The following is an 18,801-nucleotide window of genomic DNA, read 5'->3' on the forward strand; positions in this document are numbered from 1 at the left end:
ATAGATGCTGCTCGTGTCTCTTGCCCTGCGCAATATCATGCGCAATAAACGCCGCTCCTTCTTGACCATCTCGGCAATGGTGCTTTCTTCCGCCATGCTGCTTTTGGCAATCGGGGTCTCGGCCGGTAAGATGCATGATATGCTCGCTTCAGCAACAGACCAGTATTATGGCCATATCGTCATTTCCGGCAACGGCTATCAGAAAAGCCGAAGTATATTTACAAATTTTCAGTTAGAACCGGAACAACTGAAAATTCTTGCAGGGCTGGATTTTGTTAAAGGCTATTCTCCAAGGTTGCGCGGTTTCGGGCTTCTCTGCCGTAAGGATAATTCTTTACCTGTTGAAGCATTGGGCATTCGTCCTGAGATGGAAAAAAATGTAACTGTCCTGCAGGACAGTCTTGTCGCGGGCAAACAGCTTGGGAATGATCCTGACGGAGTTCTTCTCGGAGAAGGTTTGGCCAGGAAGCTTGGAGTGAGCCCCGGAGATGATTTGGCTTTTGTTTCCGGTGCCAGTGATGGTTCAGTCGGCAATGGGATTCTGGTTGTAAAAGGTATTTTCAGAACAGGTAATTTTCGAAATGACAATGAATTAATCCTCCTTAACCTTGATTGGTTGCAGGAAACTCTGGTTCTACCTGATACAGTTCATTCTCTGGCCGTAAGCGTACAGAACCCCATGCAGGCCAAGCTGATTGCGGCAAAGCTCCAGAATCTGTTCGGCAATAGATTTGAAGTGCTGGACTGGAGTTCTTTCCTTCCTGAAATCAGGGATGCCATTGCTATCAGCTATGTTACCAATATCATTGTCATGACAATTTTTTATCTGGCTACCGGGCTTGGTATTTTCAACACTTTCTACATGTCGGTCATGGAACGTTCATATGAATTCGGCATCTTGATGGCTTTGGGAACACGGCCTTGGCAGATCAGACTTCTGGTTTTGCTGGAGACATTCTTCATGGGGGTAATTGCTGTGACTCTCGGTGTCGGGCTGGGACTCGGTATAAACATTTATCTGCAGAAAGTAGGTATCGATTTAAGCGGTAGTGTTGAACCGATAACTTATGCCGGAGGTACCATTCTACCAAGAATTCATGCTTCGATTGACTTTTTTTATCAGATTTCGGCTGCACTCTTTTTACTTTTCGTGTGTATTGCAGCAGGTTTTCTCCCCGCGAACAGAGCTGCAAAATTAAATCCTGTTCAGGTGATACGAGGAGATTAGCTTGAATTCATTCCAACTGGCATGGCGAAATCTTTTTCGTCATAAAAGACGTCTTCTCCTCACTCTTATCGGATTAAGCTTGAGTCTTACTCTGGTTCAGACATTCCATAACTTTACCAAGGGAGTATACTCCTACATGGTAGAGACCGGAGTCCGCTCAGGAAGCGGGCATATAGTAATATGCCGAAATAATTATCTCGAAACTAAAGATAGTAATATTTTTTTTATTCCCGGAGACCTTGCTAAAAAAGTTTCAGCCGTCACAGGAGTTCAATCAGTACTTCCTAGGGTTGAGCTTTCCGGGCTGGCCCAGTCCAGCAGGGAAAGCAGAAATATTCGGATTGCAGGGGTGGATATACCAAAAGAAAAAGCAATAAACCCTTTTTTAAAGGAAGTACCCAAAGATCTTTTTGCGAAACCGTGGCGTAAGGGAGATGCCCTTGTGGGGAAGGTTCTCATGAATGAGCTGCAGATCAAGCCGGGACAGAAATTCGTTGTCACCACTCAAACATGCAAGGGAGAACTAGTCAGCGAGCTATTCAGGGTTAAAGGTGTTTTGGCTACCGGTATCAGGGAAGTGGATAGTTCATTGGTCATGATCAGCAACGAGAAGGCTGCAACTATGTACTCAGTTCCGGGGGCTACCCATGAATTGGCTGTAGTGCTTGAAGATAACGGATTTGTAGATAAAGTTTTTCCGGTCATAAAAGATTTACTACATGACAGGAACGGATTGATGACCTGCTCATGGGTAAAAGCAATGCCCAATCTCTATAATGCCATACGTTGGGATTATGTAAGCATGAAGTTTCTTTCCATGATTGTTTTGATGATCATGACCATTGGAGTTATGAATACACTTCTTATGGGTGTTATGGAGCGCATTTATGAATTTGGGGTCCTGAAAGCAATTGGAACGTCTCCGGGGCAGCTCAGAACCATGATTATGGCCGAGGCATTGCTTTTGGGAATTGCGGCTGTAATTCTGGGGTCTGCGCTAACCTCAATCGCTACCGTTTATCTGGTACATTACGGTTTTGACCTCCGCTTATTCATTCCGGCTAATCTAGAATTCGGCGGAGTACTCTTTTCTGCACTCCTGTACGCCCAATGGGATGTCTCATGGATGTGCAAATTCGCATTATATCTGCTTATGTTGTGTCTGCTGGCTTCAGTCTATCCCGCAGTCAAAGCTTCAAATATATCACCTGTAAAAGCACTTAGGCATGTATAACATGTGTATCGTCGCGATGGTAAATATCTAATAAAGGAATCTGCAGTGAGCCTGATAGAAATTAAAAATTTATCAAAAACATATATGCTTGGTGAACAGCGGGTCTATGCGATTTCCAATCTGGACCTTGAGATTAAAAAAGCAGAATTTACTGTTCTCGCGGGTCCATCAGGTAGCGGCAAGACAACATTATTGAATTTGATGGGAGGACTTGATCAGCCAACACATGGAACTATCAACGTGGACGGATACAGCATTGATCAAGCCAGACCTAAGGATCTTGCAAGATTTCGTTTAAAATCTATTGGTTTTATATTTCAGGATCATAACCTGATCCCTGTCCTGACTGCTGCCGAAAATGCCGAGTATGTTTTATTGTTGCAAAAAGTCCCTAAGAAGGAACGGCGGGCAATTGTGGATTCTGTGTTTCATGAGCTGGGATTAGACGGTTTGCAGAACAGAATGCCTAAAGAGTTATCAGGGGGGCAACAACAAAGAGTCGCTATCGCACGGGCTTTGGCTCCTAAGCCGACATTGATTCTTGCCGACGAACCAACTGCCAGTCTTGACTCAAAAACCAGTTCCGACCTGCTTGAATTGTTGCTTGACCTGAACAACCAAAAAGGAATTTCTATCGTCGCCAGCTCACATGACCCAATGGTTATGGATTACTCAAAGCGTACTATTCTTTTGCAGGATGGACGACTTAAGAGCAGTGACTCTCATGATTGATTTCCGATCGTTAACAAAGCCCCACTACCGGATAAAATCATGGATTGTCTTTTTTTATCTATTGTCTATTTTGGTGCCCGTAGACGGTTCTTGCGAAGAATTATTTAATAATATCGAAGTGAGCGGCTATGTGAAATCCCTCAATATCATCATGCAACCCTCTCCTTTGGCGGGAATCCCTTCCGGTTTTACTACTTCCAACCAGCAACGTGTCGATCTTACAGGCGAAGTCAGTGACTTTGACTTTGAAGTGTCTGCCGAGAACAATTTAATATATTCCGAAAATCCTCTATCTGGATTTGATCCTTTCACCCATGAATCGGTAAACCGCATTGTTAAACTCGAATCGACAATTTTTACCGATAAGTATTCCAAAGATACGCTGGACATTGACAGGCTTCTTATCAGAAAGAACTTTGATAATGGAGAGCTGACTGTCGGAAGACAGGCTATCGGATATGGACGGATGTCATTGTTTTCACCTCTTGATGTTGTGGAACCCTTCTCCCCCGAAGCACTTGATACGGATACCCGCCCCGGCGTCGATGCCGTACGCGCCACCCACTATTTTGATCTAGGGGGCCAGTTAGGCGGTAGTGTTATTCTGGGTGATGGCGTTGAAAACAACAGTTATCTTGTCAATTTTTCACAAAACATAAATGGCTTTGATATATTGGGCGTTACTGGGGTTCTGCGTGAACGGCCCATGCTCGGGGGAGGACTTGCGACAGATATCGGTGAGCTGGGCTTAAAAAGCGAAGTCGTATTTTATGTTGGCAAAGACGTAAATCAGGAAGGTGGTGATATCCACTCTTTCTTTGTCGTCGGTGGAATTGAAGCCTGGTATCGTTTTGAAAATGGTATCAATTTTATTGTGGAGTATTTATATAACGGTGCTGGAGAAAACGATCCGGCCAAATATCTGGAAGTTAAAAACTCCGCAGCAAACAATGATGGCTTAAACGCATTTTACGGCCAGCATTACCTTCTTTTCGGCCCTTCTTATGCCTTCACTCCGCTAGTTGAACTTAAGGTGCTATCATTCTGGAATATTCTTGACGGTTCTGTTTTTGCGAGGCCTCTGCTTGATATCTCCGTAACGGACGACATTGATGTTCAATTATTCTGGGCTATGACCACCGGCGCAGAGCCGTCCCCTGCAACTCCAAATATTCCACGCAGTGAGTTTGGCTCACTAGGAGACTACGGTGGACTTTATCTGAAATATTATTTCTAAATTTAAATCCAGTTCTTTTTCAGACCACGCCACCGTCAGATTCGGTCATGATCCTGCTACAAAATTATGGACACGACATTATGCGAAAAGTACTTAATTACCAATAAAGACAGCGAATAGATTAGAAGTAAATTGTTTTTTATAGCGCTTGACTCAAGGAAGGGCTTGCGGACACGATTACGGGGTCTTTCATTATGAATCCATCTTATCAGGGAATCTGTAAAAAATTAATTTCAGGATCATTATTTCCAGATGTTGTAGCAACAGCAGAAACAACTCCCCATATAGCTAATATGTATGAACAAGAATGGGCAATAGTCGCAGGAGCGATAGACGAGCGAAAGGCTGAATTTTGTGGAGGACGGATTTGTGCCCATCAAGCTTTAAAAAAACTCGGTGTGCTGCAAGGACAGATTCTGCAAAACAAAGATCGTTCCCCGCTCTGGCCGGAAAATGTGGTCGGTTCCATATCACATACTAAAGGGTATTGTGCCGCCGCTGTGGCCTGTGCCCGCGAGCTAAAAGGAATCGGCCTTGATCTGGAGATTGATTCGCCTCTTGATTGGAAACTTTCCGGGCTCGTTTGCTCCACTAATGAGCTGGCCCGGCTGAAAGCATATCCCCCCAATGAACGCTGCAAATTGGCAAAAATAATTTTCAGCGTCAAAGAGGCCGCTTTCAAATGCCAATTTCCGTCCACCAAGGAATTTATAGACTATAATCAGGCCGAAATTAGTCTGGACGTTGATAAGGGGTCTTTCCGGGTTGAGGTTATGGGGAAGTCTTTATCCACAGCTGAAATATGTTCAAAAATACGCGGAAGGTATGAGCTTGCCGGCGGCTATATAATTTCCGGGGCCGTTCTCTATCATAATGAAAATTAAATAGCGGGACGGTATTTTTGCAGGGCTGCCCGCAAAGAGCAGCCCTGCAAAAATATTCCCGTGAACAACTAGCTGGAATAGACCAGCAATTTTTCCAGATCCCTGTGTTGCTGGGCCATAATCTGCATAATTTTTACTGCAAGTTCCGGTGTTTGGGTCAATTGGCTAAATATGGCTTTGCGGTCAAGGATAACCACATGGGCGTCCCCCATAATGGCTTCCAAGGTGTTGCCTGCTTCATTTTCCTCTACAAAGTTTTGAACAGCGACAAAGTCCCCGGCATGGGCTATTTTTATGGTTCCTGACCATCCTGAATGAGAGCGTTTGCTTATCTCGACAAAGCCTTTCACAATAAAGAACAGATTGGCTGCCGCGTCCCCTTCCTGCTGGATCAGCCCGCCTTCAGCAAACACTTCATACCTGGATTTAAGAGCCATGCCTTCAACAGCCTGGGCGGGCAGTCCGGTAAAGGCCCTGATGCTTTTCAAAAATTCCATGCGTTTTTTCAAAGCTTCCAGAACAAAATTCCGGGCGGTTTCAGGCTTGGCCCTGTCCCATTCAAAACCGAGTTTTTTCAAGACCAGTAAGGTCTTGTCTGCGCTGACCATGGTTGCGGTACGTACATTCTCTTTTTCCAGCCAGCCCAGATGCAGCAGCAGAGACTCAATGTCCTCACGGTATTCATCGTAATTCAACTTTTCCATGAGCAGATCAACAAATTGCGGAATACGCATTTTCCTGATCGCCAGATTCAGCCCGGGAGCTTCCAGGAAACTGCCGAGACTTTGCTTGGTTTCATTTTGAATATGGTAAATTTCATTAAACAGCGCCGGGCGGTCAAAAAGGGTCAGGATTGAATCCGCCACCCGGTCAACAAAGGAAAAATCACACATATCAATGCCTTCGGGCACAGCGCCCACGGCAATGTATGATTTTACCTGTCTAAAAAAACCGTTATCTTCAATATTTTCCTGGAAACAGCCGTTTATTGAATCAAAAACAATGTTGGAAACCCTATAAATATTGGCGGTAAGTCCCTGCTTCTCTGCTGCGATAATCTGTTTTTCCGCTTCAAGCTTTGTGCGCAGGTAGAAGTTATCTGTCTGCTGTCCAGCATCGAGCTCAAATTCGGTAAAGAGCAGGGAATCCCGCCCTTCGATATTACCCAATCCCACCGATGTGGTTGAAATCTGATGCAATACCTTTTTGCGGCCTTGAAGGGCTAAATCAATCAGATTAGAGGTAGAGTCCACATTTGCCGAGACGAATTCTTCGTAATGCCCGTAATGTTTCACCAGGGCCGCAGCATTGATAATGCAGTCGACTTCCTCCGATAGTTTTTGCCAGTCGGCAAGAGGTAAGCCCAGTTTTTCTCCGGCCAGGTCGCCCACATGGATTTTGATTCTTTTCCGGCATGTCTCCGGCAGGGCTTCTTTAAAATAATATTTCCATTTGGCATCAAGACGTTTCCCGGCCTCTTCAATATTTTTGCCCCGGATTATCAGCTGGATATTTGAATCAGTTTTTTCCAGTAAACCTTTTAAAAGGAAAATTCCCAGAAACCCGGTAACACCGGTTAAGAGTACGGATTCGTATGGTTTCTGTTCAGAAACATCCAGGTCCGCGTATGCTGCGTATTGTTTTGCGTAATCAGTTTCCTGCTTTGTAAAGGAATCACTTAAATTCGGAACCGGGCCGTTTTCGAACCGTTCTTTGACCTCCATCAATTTATTGACCAGGTTGTTTTCCAGGGGTCTGACATTGCGGGCCAGTCTTTGCGGAGTTTGATATTTGAAAACATCGTTAACCCCGGTTTCCACATGCTTTTTCAGCTCGTAGGTAAGGGTGACGGCTTTAAGCGAGTTACCGCCCATATCGAAAAAGTTATCGGTCATGCCGATGTTGCTTTTTCTGAGAATGGAGCGGAAAGCCTTGAGGACTATTTCTTCCACCTCATTCTGGGGTTCGATAATCTGCTTGATTTCGCACTCTTCGCAATCAGGCATGGGCAGCGCCCGGCGGTCGACCTTGCCGTTGGGCGTGACCGGAATCTGGTCCATGTAGATCAAGTGTGCCGGGACCATATAGCCCGGCAGTTCCTGCAACAGATGGTTCTTCAATTCAGAAACATCCACTTCCCCGGATCCGGTATAATATCCGCACAGGAAAGAATCTTCCGAATTTTCGCCGGCAACGGCCAGAACGAAACTGTCCTTTATGGAGGGATATTTGCTCAGCACATTTTCTATCTCAGAGGTTTCGATCCGGTAGCCCCTGATTTTTACCTGGTGGTCCTTGCGGCCCAGGTAAACAATGCGGCCCTGCACAGACAAGCGCACAAGATCCCCGGTTCTGTACATTCTTTGTCCTTCGGCAAAAGGATCGGGCAAAAAGGCCTGATCGGTAAGATCCTGCCGGTTCACATAACAATCAGCCAATCCGTCGCCGGCAATATACAATTCGCCCACAGCGCCGCGGGGCACAAGCCGGAGCTCTTCGTCAAGGATATAAAGACGGGCGTTTCCCGCAGGAACCCCTATGGGAACGGAGCCGCCCCTGTCCATTGCGGGATTAAAGGAATGCCAGGCGCAGGCCACGGACGCTTCGGTTGGTCCGTATTCATTTATTATTGAAAGACCTTGCGGATATTTGGCAAGAATACGTAGGCAGAGATCTGTGCTTAAGTTTTCTCCCCCGACAATTAATTTTTTAACACGGGTGCTCTGGCAATCAACCATTTCAAGAAGTGCCAGATGGCTGGGAGTCATTTTCAGGATATCCACTTCATTGTCGCGGACAATTTTTTCCACCAGGCCGCTTTTGTCCTCGCCTGAATAAATGACCATGCGGGCCCCGGTCATAAGCGGGATAAAAATTGATGTGACCACAAGGTCGAATGAAAGCGAAGAATAAAGGGGAACGTCATAGACCTGATTTTGCAGCAAACTTCTTTTTACCCACATCAGGTAGTTGAAAACCCCTTTATGGGGAACCATAACCCCTTTGGGTTTACCCGTGGAACCGGAGGTGTAGATGATGTAAATAGGGTTGGAAGGCGAGTAAGCCACATCCGGCCGGCCTGCATTCTCCGCATAAGTTTTTTCATCTTCAAGGGACATGCAGTTGAGAGAGGGGGCCAGCTTCCGGGTCTGGTCATTTCCTGCCGTGGTCAGGACAATGTTGACATTCGCTTCCTGCATCATGAAATTTATTCTCTCGGCAGGATAGCCCACATCAACGGGGACGTAGGCCGCCCCGGCTTTCAGTGCTCCCAGAATGCCTATAATAAATTCAACGGATGCGGAACCGACAATACCGACAACCTGGCCGGGCTTTACGCCTTGGGCAATGAGTTTATTGGCCAACCGGTTGGTCTGTTCATCCAACTCTCGGTAGCTGATGGTTCGCTCGTCCTGTTTGATAGCAACAGCGTCTGGTACCCGTTTTGCCTGCTGAATGAAGCATTCGATTACAGTCAAATCCGGGTTGGAAATTGCGGTCTCGTTAAATTCCTGCAGTAAAAACTTGCGCTCCCGGGGTAAAATTATATCGTATTCACCCACGGCTTTTTCGGGGTGCTCGCATAGCTGCCGTAAAAGCTGGATGTATTGCTCACCCCAAAGTTGCACACTGTCCTTTTCAAACAAGGCTTTTTTGTATTCTATGATCAGCTGGATGCCTTCGTGATGAACGATGGCTTCAAAGGTCTGGTCAAATTTTGAAATCTTCGGGTTGTAGTTTTCGGGGGTAACCGTGAGTTCTCCGCAGTCCATAGCTGCGGGCATGTCCCGTAAGGTAAAAAGAGCGTCGATTAAAGGCATCCTGCCGGGTTCCCTTTTTACCCCGAGCTGCTCAATAAGGTCTTCAAGAGGATATTCCTGGTTATCCAATGCGCCCATGAGGGTTTGGTTTACGGCGGACAAATAGTCTTCAAGGGATATGTTTTTTTCAGGTAACAGCCTGAGCGGCAAAGTCCCCACGAACATGCCGAGCATATTTTCCACTTCAGGCACGGTGCGGCCTGAAGAAGGAATTCCCACCACAAGGTCGGTGCAGGAAGTGTGGCGCATTAAAAAGATTCCGTAAGCGGCGAGCATGGCGCTAAACAGGGTCACCCCGGATTTTTCTGCAACTTTTTCAAGCCCCTGCTTAATTTCTGCGGGAATCTCGAAAATCAGGCGGTCTCCCCTGTAATCCATGGCGGCTTTCCGGGCATGGTCGGTTTCAAATTCCATGCTTTGTTCAAAGCCTTTGTATGCGTCAAGCCAGTATTTCTCCTGCCTCGGCAATCTTCCGCCGGCATTTGTTTCCTGCTGCCAGACGGCAAAATCCTTATAGCTGTATTCGATGGCCGGGAGTTCATTGCCGGCGTAAATTTCCCAGAGTTCTTTCATGAGGATTGAAACAGAAAGGCCATCCATGATGATGTGGTGGACATCAAAGACGAAAACATGGCTGTCCGAAGATTCTTGGAATAGCGCAGTACGGAATAGGGGGGCGTTTTCAAGGTCAAACGGTTTTACGAAGTCCCTGATCTGCGATTGTACCTCACCGGGGGAAACCTTTGCCAGAAATCTTTTGGGAGTAATCTCCTGGTAAACCTTGAGAACCGGCACGCCTTCCTCCAGGCTGAAAGCAGTGCGCAGGATATCATGGCGCGAAACCAGTTCGTCAATGGAAGCACCAAGTCTTTCATGATCCAACGGCCCCTGTATCCTCATGACCAGGGAAATGTTGTAGGCGGTTTTTACATTCCCCATCTGATTGATCAGATAGAGCCTCTTCTGGGCGGAAGTCACCGGGTAGGAGCTGCGTACGGGAACTTTGGTTATGCCGACCTCGCCGCTTCCATCCAATGCTTCAATGGCCTCGGCTATTTTCCTCAAGGTTTGCAGTTTGAAGATTTCCGAGACGGGAATATTTACCTTGAATTCTTTTTGTATCCGGTACTGCATGGTCAGGGCCTTGAGGGAATGCCCGCCAAGGCTTATGAAGCTATCATCCGCACCGATTTTTGTGATGTCCAGTAATTGGGCCCAGATAAGGGAAAGTTTTTTCTCAGTATCAGTTTCGGGGAGGACAAACTCTGCTTGACTTTGGGAGTCGAGATTCGGCTCCGGCAATGCCCGGCGGTCCACTTTTCCGGAGCTGTTGAGAGGCAAAATTTCCACCGGGGTAATGGAAGAGGGAACCATGTAATCCGGCATTTCCTCTTTCAAGCTTGCCTGTATGGCGGCGAGGGAATTGTCTTTTGAGGTCTCGACCCAGGCGCAGAGGAAAGAAGAGCCTGTGCCGTCTTCCCGCACATCCACCACCGCGTTGCTCACATAGTCCAATTTGACTATACGCGCTTCAATCTCTTCCAGCTCGATACGGTATCCCCTGATTTTGACCTGGAAATCCAGGCGGCCCAGAAAGTCTATGTTGCCGTCCGGCAGCCACCTTGCAAGGTCTCCGGTGCGGTACATTTTCTGTTCCGGGAAAAATGGGTCGTCCACAAATTTTTCAGCGCTGAGCTCCGGCTGGTTCAGGTAGCCCCTGGCCAGCCCGGCTCCGGCCAGGTGGAGTTCTCCGGGCACGCCCATGGGCTGGGGATTTTGGTAACGGTCTAGAATATATGCCCGGGTGTTGGGGACAGGCTTGCCGATGGGCGATTTAAGCCACTGCCTATCCAGATGGATATGTGTGGAAGCAACCGTGTTTTCAGTGGGACCGTATTCATCAACCAACTTGAATTTGGGCAGATTGTATTTCTTTAATTTTTCCCCGCCGGTGGTCATTACTTCCAGGGAATTATTGTCGCACATTTCAAGAAATTGCTCACACATGGGTGTGGGCAGGTCTATGTACATAATCCGGTTCTGTTCCAGGTATTCATTTATCCTGACCGGATCGAGCCTGATTTCATCCGCAATGAGATGCAGCTCCGCCCCGGTCAGCAGCGGTGAAAATATCTGGGATACCGAGGCATCAAAGCTGAAGGAAGCATACTCTGCGGTTTTCGTCCCCGGTTTTATCCCGTAGGCCCGGCTGTGCCAGTTGACCAGGTTCACAACACTGCGCTGCTCGATGACAACCCCTTTGGGCCGTCCGGTTGAACCTGAGGTATAGATTATGTATGCGGCACTGCGGGGATTTGTGCTTATGGGCAGACTTCCTTTCACCGGACTGAACAGAGAATCATTTGTGAGTTCGAAGTAAGTTCCCGTGTATGATTCTGGAACATCATTCCCGCAGCCGAGCAGTATCCCGGCCCCCGAATCCTTGAGGATGTAGAGGATGCGTTCGGACGGGGATTTGGGATCAATGGGCAGGTAGGCCCCTCCGGCCTTCAATATGGCCAGAATCGCAATTATGCTTTCTACTGTTCTGCCGGCAATGAGCCCGACGATTATTTCCGGGCCGACTCCGGCTTCACGCAGTTTGAAGGCAAGGGAATCGGCCTTGCGAGACAGTTCGGCATAGGTCAGTTTCCGGTCTTCCAGGACTAGGGCGCAGGAGTCCCCGTGGAGTTTTACCTGCCTTTCGAACAAGTGAACCAGAGTGGTTTCAAGGTCGTAATTTTTTTCAGTATCATTAACACCATGTATCAATTGCTTGATCTGGGCGGGGGCAAGAATGGGCAGGTCTTTGATTTTACCCTCGGACCGGCGTATCCCTGCGGCGATGATGTTGCAGAGACCGTTGAAAATGGTCTCGATGTCTTCGTGCGAATAAAGATTCTTTTTATAGTCGAACTCAAGTTCCAGAATTCCGGTTATATCCTTGTTTTCCGGGTTCACGTGGATGGATAGCCCGCCCGCTTCATAGGGCGGCTGGAGGTGTTCCACACTCATGCCTTCAAGGATGACGTCCTGGTGGCCGATAACTGATACATTCATGAAAAAGGATGGATCAATCCCGGATTTTTCCCTTAAAAGCAGACCCAGCTCATCAAAGGGATATTTTTGCCTTTCCTTGATCAGGTAGTTCAAATGCTCCCCGTTTCTTTTGACCAAAGAGCTGAAAGAATCCTCACCGTCCAGCTGAATCCTTACGGGAATGGTGCTGATGAACATTCCCGCCATTTCATATTGTTCTTTTATGGAGCGGTTGTGGTTGAAGGTAGGCAGCACAAAGTCGTCTGTCCCGGTAATGCGGCTTATATAAACAGCTATTGCGCTATAAACGATCTTGAAGAGGGAGGTCTTGTTTTCTTTTGCCCAGGCGTGCATTTCCGTGCGCAGCCCGCTTGCAAATGCTAAAGTGGCTTGGCCCGCATCCAGTAAATCTTCCTTAACCCGTGTGCCGGAAAGGGATATTTCTTCCGGCATGGGCAGCATTTGTTCTTCCCAAAATTTTTTATCTTCGTTGAATCTGTCGGAATTCAGATATTCTTTTTCGTAGCTTAAAAAATCCAGGTAGGAATTGATGGTTGAAAAATCAGGCTCCTTTCCTTCCTGCAGGCGCAAATAGGTATTTTTAATATCCCTGAACAAGAGCAGAAAGGTACCGCCGTCGGAGATAATGTGGTGCAGCTTGATGTAATAGCCTTTTTTGCCGTCGTCATAATTGAGCAAGGCAAAATAGATGAATTCTGTATCCAGAAACGGGAAAGGTTCGGCGGTCTTTTCTGCGGCCCAGTTTTTTAGCTTTTCGGAACCGCCCGGAACGTGGAAATTATGGATTTCAAATTCCCGGTCCGTGTAGGGGGTAACGTATTGGTATGGTTTTACGGAATCCTCTTCGGGAATTTCAGTGATGCGCATTCTTACACCCACATGGGCCTTAAGAACCGCGTTTATCGCTTTTTCCAGTATAGTGAAGTCAACCTCAAAATCAAACTTCACCAGAAAGACCAGGTTTGCGGCTCCCACGCCGGGATAGGTCTTTTCCCCGTACCAGACCCTTTTTTGAGGATGGGAAAGTTCATATAATTTCTGTTCAGTTCTATTTTTCATCGTCTTATTCCCCTTCAGAAAGTACAGGTTGACCAGGTTTCGACAGCATGGATGCCCCGAGAGCGACAAGGGCAAAGACGGTGGCAAGAATTACAGCATAGTGAAAACCGGCATCTATTTGTGAGGCCCGGTTTGAAAGAACCTCTCCAGTTCCGGTTTCCAGAAAATTGGTAAATATGCTTACGCCCAGAGCAGAGCCTACAGTAGTTCCGGAGGAAGCCACAGCCGTAAACATCCCGGCTTTGTCCGCCGGGGCATTGCTCATGAATAAGGTGATGTTTGAAGTGAAAAATGAGGCTAGGGCGATTCCGAAGCAGACGAAGATAAAGAGAATGCCCATAGTTGAAACATGGGGACCAAAAGAATAAAAGCCCGCAGTGGACAAAACTCCCACGGCGGTGGCCAGGATAACGATTTTTTTGGCACCTATTTTATCCGAGAGGTAGCCGGCCAGGGGGCTCATCACAACGGAAACTGCTGGAAAGCACATGAGAAAAAGACCGGTGCGGGCCACATTCATGTTCAGGACTTCCATGAAGTAGAATGGAAAAAGAAAATTCAAACCGGCCAGAACAATTACCAGGGCCATGTTGGCGATAATGGTGGCGGCGATCCCTGTTTTTAAAAATATGGGGATTTCAAGAATGGGATGCTCGGTTTTGAATTCTCGCCGGATGAAGGCCAGGGTGCAGACCAGGACAAAGGCTGCGGCCCCGAAATAAGGGGTTGAAAATACATCTTCGCCGAAAGCGCGGGTCAGAATCAGCAAAAAAAAGGTGATGGAGGTCAGGCTGAATAAGAGTCCTTGCAGGTCGAAATGCTCCAGCCTCGACTCCCGGGGCTGATCTTTTTTCAGGCAGACGAGCGCAGCCGTTATGGCCAGGGCTCCCACCGGGATATTGATTAGAAAAATCCAGCGCCAGCCCACGGAATGTATCAGCCAGCCGCCCAGGGGGGCACCCATGGCGTATCCGATTCCGCCAAGGACCGTATTCAATCCAAATGCCCGGCCTGAATATTCCGCAGGCAGGTTCTGCAAAAGGATTGCTCCGAAATTTGCCATAATGCATGCCGCCCCGATGCCCTGAACAAGCCGGCCCAGATACATTGTATAAATATGCTCGGCCATGCCGCAGAAAAGGGACCCCAGCGCAAAGACCAGAAACCCGGCGATGAATATCCGTTTCGAGCCCAGTACATCTCCCAATTTTCCGGAAAAGAGGAGCAAGCCTCCAACTGCGCATAAATAAATCAGGACCACCCAAGATACATCTTGGATATCTACCGTGAAATCCGTGCAAAGCGTGGGAAGTGCAATGTTAACAATGCTGGCATCAAGATTGACCAGGAAGGTCCCTATGGCGATTACTAAAATAGTTATAATATTTTTCACGTGTGTTGCTTCCCTGTAGGAAAAATTTGCTTCTCTGATTTTTTAACAAAAGCGTATTAATGTCGTATAATCATGGAAGCTTGAAACAATGAAAATCGTTAATTTCATACTATAATACTAAACATAAAGGAATGCCTTTATTGAAGAAAAACGAGCTTAACCAATGCCGTGGTCCGCTATCATGGAATTCATTTTATAGCTAAAATTCTCGACGTTCGGAGATAGTTTTATAGTTCAAGCAATATTCAGCATGCTGAAACATTACTGTCCGGTTAAACCAATAGCCTGCAATTGAACCGACGGCCTGCTGGTTACAAATAAAATGTTTGGAAAATAACGGTTGAAATAATGGAGGAAGCGATCTCTACCGTCCTAACTCAAAGTGATCGCTTCCATGAACCTAAATTTTCATTACTCGGCCAGCAGTTCCGGTCTGACAAATTCAGTAATATCGTTACCGAAATGAACGTACACCTTTTCCACGCCTTTGACCGGAATCCAGTAGCCGTCCAGATATCTTCCGGTCTGCTTACTCAAGGAACCTTTGCGCGTAGCCTTACCGGATTTGAGCATCTTATTGGCCAGACAACCGGGACAGACGCGCTCGCTCGGGTATAGGGAATGGCACTTAATGCCTGTGGTGATACCTAACTCTTCCGCCCGCTGGTTTACAGCCAGAATGTCGCGGCAGGCATGGACGAGCATAACGGGTTCGGGGTACAGCCCCCACATGGTGTCAAAGGCTTCCAGAACGGATTGATCAATTGATTTCATTATTTTCTCCTTTTAATATTGGTGAACTTTCTAAAATTTATACTGATAAGATTTGCGTAGTATCGACCATGTAAGTGCAAGTGGTTTCTTAGGTTGCTGCCAGATATAGCTCCAGAACAAAGGACATTATCACTGCATGAAAACCATAGACCGCCATATATGAAGGGATCTTACCGCGCAGGCCCATGGTGAGCCTGAAGAACAATATGAGTAGGTAGAAAAGCCAAATAATGGCTGGAAAGAATATCCGCGGCGAAGTCAGATCAACCATTCCATATTTCGAATGCTGAAGAGCTATGCCCATGAGCAGCCCAAGGCCCATCGATACAAAACCGAGGGTCAGGGAGACAAAAAGGCTACGGTCCAGATCATGGAGACTCCAGCGAAATCCCTCACCCAATCTATACGACTTGGTCTTAATCGCTCTTTCGCTCTTCAGATAGGCATAGGCGCTCACGGAAGTTATTCCAAAAAGAAAATATCCCAGAGAGCAAATGATAATATGGAGAGACAAAAGTGCTGACATTGCTAATTCTCCTTTGTTGATCGACTACGACGCCCTGTTAATCTTTTCACTGCTCCGTAATTCTTGACTTCTTTTCCGGCTACGGCTTTTTTTCGTGACCACAGGCTGTGTGCAGCCTTGCCTAAAAGTCCTGTCAAAAAAGCCGTGCCAACAAAAACACCCATTACTTACTCCAAACTCCGCGAAGATGCCCCACAGCAGGAGGGTTCTCTCCATGAGCGTGAATAGTCTTCACATATTTCTTCCAGCCGGGGCAGACAGAGGTGTGCCAAATCCAAAGATGGCCGAGGAACGACGAAGGCGACAGCTCCGCTCTCTTTCTAAGTTTGCAGGTATCACACGACATTTTGGGTCTGATGTTTTCTTTTTGCATCACGATCTCCTTATAAGTGACAGCCGCATTCCTGAGCGGCGTTAGAATCAGACTACGCAAGCCGAGACGAAAGTCCTCTCTGAGTTGCAACGAGATGTAACAAGTTGTTTCCGGCGGCCGGATACAATTGGATACAATTAGTTTCAGGTTAGAAAGGCCTTTGCTCACTGCCTGCGATATTCAAAAGCATACTTCGCAACCAATAAGGAGAACCATATGAAAAAGATGCTGATTATCAGAGTAGATGAAAGGCCCCTTCGACGGCGATGAAGTCAACACTGCTTTTGTTGAGTATATTAAGAATGACTCTATCGCTTTTCATGCAAAGCTGACGGATAAACAAAAAGGAGCTTTAGCCCAACTCATTCTTGATCATGGAAAGAAGGGATGGCATGGCGGCCGCTAACAGGCTATTGTGCGAGTTGCCTCGGCATAAGAGGCAGCTCATTTTCACATCATGCGAGGATATAATGGCAAATAACATTTTAGTCATCGAGGACGACGCCGATCTACAGCAACTTCTTAAAGAATATCTTGCCGGATTCGGTTATACAGTCCATTCCGAAGGAACGCCCGAAGCAGGTTTGGAAGCCTTAAAATCCCTTTCTCCCGACCTGCTCATTCTGGATGTTATGCTCCCCGGAATAAACGGCTTCGAGGTCTGTCGCCGTGTTAGGCAGGACTCACAGATCCCGATCATCATGCTGACCGCTCGCGGTGACGTAATGGACCGGGTGGCCGGACTTGAAATCGGGGCTGATGACTACTTGCCCAAGCCGTTTGAACCTCGTGAACTAGTCGCCCGCATCCAATCCATCCTGCGTCGCAGCCAGCATAATACGATGTCCGAAATAGGAAAAGGAGAGTTCGGTTCACTTCGTATCGACTTCGATGTCCGTGCCGCGCTGCTCAATGAGGAAGACATTGGCCTGACCACCAATGAATTCAACGCCCTTGCCGTTTTGGCTCGCAACCCCGGAAAAACATTCAGCAGGGACGATCTTATGCAAGAGCTGCGAGGACTGGACAGTGAATCATTCAACCGCTCCATAGATATCACCATGAGTCGCATCCGCCAGAAGTTAGGCGACGATCCCAAGTATCCCAGATACATCAAAACAATCTGGGGAACCGGCTATGTCTTTATTGGACAAGGAAATGAAGATGGCTAGAGTTTGTAGAAAAATCAGGCAATCCCTGTTCACTAAATTGGCCTTGGTGCTCGTCATGGGGGTTGTGGCCATTAATGCCGTCACTATGCATCTATACTCCACCCAGAAACGTGAACATGACACCACGTTAAACCAGAGTTTACTGCAGTATGCGCGTTACCTTGCCGGCCGAGTCGGCTCCCCGCCGGACAGGAGTAAGGCGGAGGCTCTAGCTCGCCAACGGCCTATGCGCATCACCTATACGGGAAAAAATTCATGGATTGTTGGTGAAACGGAAGAGAAATTTCCAGAAAGATTCCTTGCTCCACGCTTCTCCCAAGAAGGAATTGAAATACTCAATCTTCATGAAAATTATAGACTGCGTGTTCCGCTCGCCTCTGGTGAGCTCTTGACTTTTGATCTGTTTTCCACAGAAGCCGAACGGTCTGCGTTGCGTCAATTCGGGATTTATTCCCTCGTGGGCTCTTGCCTGATCATGCTGGTCATCTACCTTGTCCTGCGGCTCCTTCTTCGTCCCATTGAGTGGTTGACTGAAGGGGCTGAGTCTGTCCGGGATGGCAGGCTTGATACACGTGTGCAGATGAGAGGTTCCGGCCAACTAAGAGAACTTTGCGAAACCTTTAACCAAATGGCGATTCGACTGGAAACCCTTGTGACGGGACAACGGGATTTGGTGCTTGGAGTCAGCCATGAATTACGAACTCCGCTCACCCGCCTCAAGCTAAGACTTGAAATGCTGGACACAGAGATCGACACCTCGGCTATCAAGCAGGATGTAGGGCAAATGGAAACCATGATCACCTCGCTGCTGGAAACTGCAAAAATGCACCATGGAGCCGATGGTATTCAGGCACAATCGGTGGATATGGCCCAACTCGTTGCCTATGTTGCGAGTAGTTATCAAGCCCAGCCCCCCGGGATTGTGTTAGATATTACTCAAGATCCAGTTATGGCAATGGTCGATCCCCAAAAAATAACGATGGCCTTGAACATGTTGCTGGATAACGCAATCAAGTATTCCGCACCGGACGGTCCTCCTGTCGAAGTCTCGCTACAAGTGCGAAACTATGAGGTCAGCATTATCATCACAGACCACGGCATAGGCATTCCGGAAGAATCGATCAGTCACCTTTTCGATCCTTTCTATAGAGTTGATGAATCCCGAACCCGTGACACAGGGGGGTATGGTCTGGGCCTTTATCTTTGCCAAACAATCATAAAAGCTCATAGGGCGCATATTGAAGTGGTGAGCACCTTGGGCGCGGGCACGACGTTTCGGATAACTTTTCAATCGTGATTTAATTACTT

At 47.3% G+C, this 18,801-nt stretch carries 13 protein-coding genes; 8 read left to right on the forward strand and 5 right to left on the reverse strand.

Annotated elements, in window-relative coordinates; translation table 11 throughout:
- Window positions 1-4: 4 nt before the first annotated feature.
- From ACKU41_RS10305 to ACKU41_RS10325, 5 genes are all read left to right on the forward strand, one after another.
- Window positions 5-1,228, forward strand: coding sequence for an FtsX-like permease family protein (locus ACKU41_RS10305; protein WP_321400565.1), 1,224 nt, complete (start codon window positions 5-7; stop codon window positions 1,226-1,228).
- A 1-nt stretch (window position 1,229) separates the two neighbouring features.
- A complete protein-coding gene (locus ACKU41_RS10310) occupies window positions 1,230-2,462 on the forward strand; it encodes an FtsX-like permease family protein (protein ID WP_321400567.1) in 1,233 nt (410 codons plus the stop codon).
- A gap of 45 nt (window positions 2,463-2,507) precedes the next feature.
- Window positions 2,508-3,194, forward strand: coding sequence for an ABC transporter ATP-binding protein (locus ACKU41_RS10315; protein WP_321400569.1), 687 nt, complete (start codon window positions 2,508-2,510; stop codon window positions 3,192-3,194).
- On the forward strand, window positions 3,187-4,431 hold the full coding sequence (locus ACKU41_RS10320; protein WP_321400571.1) for a hypothetical protein: 1,245 nt from the start codon (window positions 3,187-3,189) through the stop codon (window positions 4,429-4,431). The genes ACKU41_RS10315 and ACKU41_RS10320 overlap by 8 nt, the downstream gene beginning before the upstream one ends.
- A gap of 194 nt (window positions 4,432-4,625) precedes the next feature.
- Complete coding sequence (locus ACKU41_RS10325; protein ID WP_321400573.1) at window positions 4,626-5,315, forward strand: 4'-phosphopantetheinyl transferase superfamily protein; 690 nt, start codon at window positions 4,626-4,628, stop codon at window positions 5,313-5,315.
- A gap of 68 nt (window positions 5,316-5,383) precedes the next feature.
- Here ACKU41_RS10325 and ACKU41_RS10330 read toward each other — a convergent pair whose 3' ends face one another.
- The 5 genes from ACKU41_RS10330 to ACKU41_RS10350 form a co-directional block, all read right to left on the reverse strand.
- Entirely contained in the window at window positions 5,384-13,255 is a 7,872-nt protein-coding gene (locus ACKU41_RS10330; protein WP_321400575.1) for a non-ribosomal peptide synthetase, read from the reverse strand.
- Window positions 13,256-13,259: 4 nt separating this feature from the next.
- On the reverse strand, window positions 13,260-14,648 hold the full coding sequence (locus ACKU41_RS10335) for an MFS transporter (RefSeq protein ID WP_321400577.1): 1,389 nt from the start codon (window positions 14,646-14,648) through the stop codon (window positions 13,260-13,262).
- A 411-nt stretch (window positions 14,649-15,059) separates the two neighbouring features.
- On the reverse strand, window positions 15,060-15,422 hold the full coding sequence (locus ACKU41_RS10340) for a hypothetical protein (protein WP_319777251.1): 363 nt from the start codon (window positions 15,420-15,422) through the stop codon (window positions 15,060-15,062).
- An 88-nt stretch (window positions 15,423-15,510) separates the two neighbouring features.
- Complete coding sequence (ccsA, locus tag ACKU41_RS10345) at window positions 15,511-15,948, reverse strand: cytochrome c biogenesis protein CcsA (RefSeq protein WP_319777253.1); 438 nt, start codon at window positions 15,946-15,948, stop codon at window positions 15,511-15,513.
- A 2-nt stretch (window positions 15,949-15,950) separates the two neighbouring features.
- Complete coding sequence (locus tag ACKU41_RS10350) at window positions 15,951-16,112, reverse strand: hypothetical protein (RefSeq protein WP_319777255.1); 162 nt, start codon at window positions 16,110-16,112, stop codon at window positions 15,951-15,953.
- Between the two features lie 453 nt (window positions 16,113-16,565).
- Here ACKU41_RS10350 and ACKU41_RS10355 point away from each other — a divergent pair, with 453 nt between their 5' ends.
- The 3 genes from ACKU41_RS10355 to ACKU41_RS10365 all read left to right on the forward strand — a co-directional run bounded on the left by ACKU41_RS10355 (window position 16,566) and on the right by ACKU41_RS10365 (window position 18,790).
- Complete coding sequence (locus tag ACKU41_RS10355; RefSeq protein WP_321400580.1) at window positions 16,566-16,727, forward strand: hypothetical protein; 162 nt, start codon at window positions 16,566-16,568, stop codon at window positions 16,725-16,727.
- A 64-nt stretch (window positions 16,728-16,791) separates the two neighbouring features.
- Window positions 16,792-17,493: a response regulator transcription factor gene (locus tag ACKU41_RS10360; protein ID WP_321400582.1), complete on the forward strand. Its 702-nt coding sequence runs from the start codon at window positions 16,792-16,794 to the stop codon at window positions 17,491-17,493.
- Window positions 17,459-18,790 (forward strand): HAMP domain-containing sensor histidine kinase, encoded by a 1,332-nt coding sequence (locus tag ACKU41_RS10365; protein WP_321400584.1) that lies wholly within the window; start codon window positions 17,459-17,461, stop codon window positions 18,788-18,790. Before ACKU41_RS10360 ends, ACKU41_RS10365 begins: the two co-directional genes overlap by 35 nt.
- The last annotated feature ends 11 nt before the right edge of the window (window positions 18,791-18,801 follow it).

The sequence above is a fragment of the Maridesulfovibrio sp. genome (assembly GCF_963678865.1).
Lineage (GTDB): Bacteria > Desulfobacterota > Desulfovibrionia > Desulfovibrionales > Desulfovibrionaceae > Maridesulfovibrio.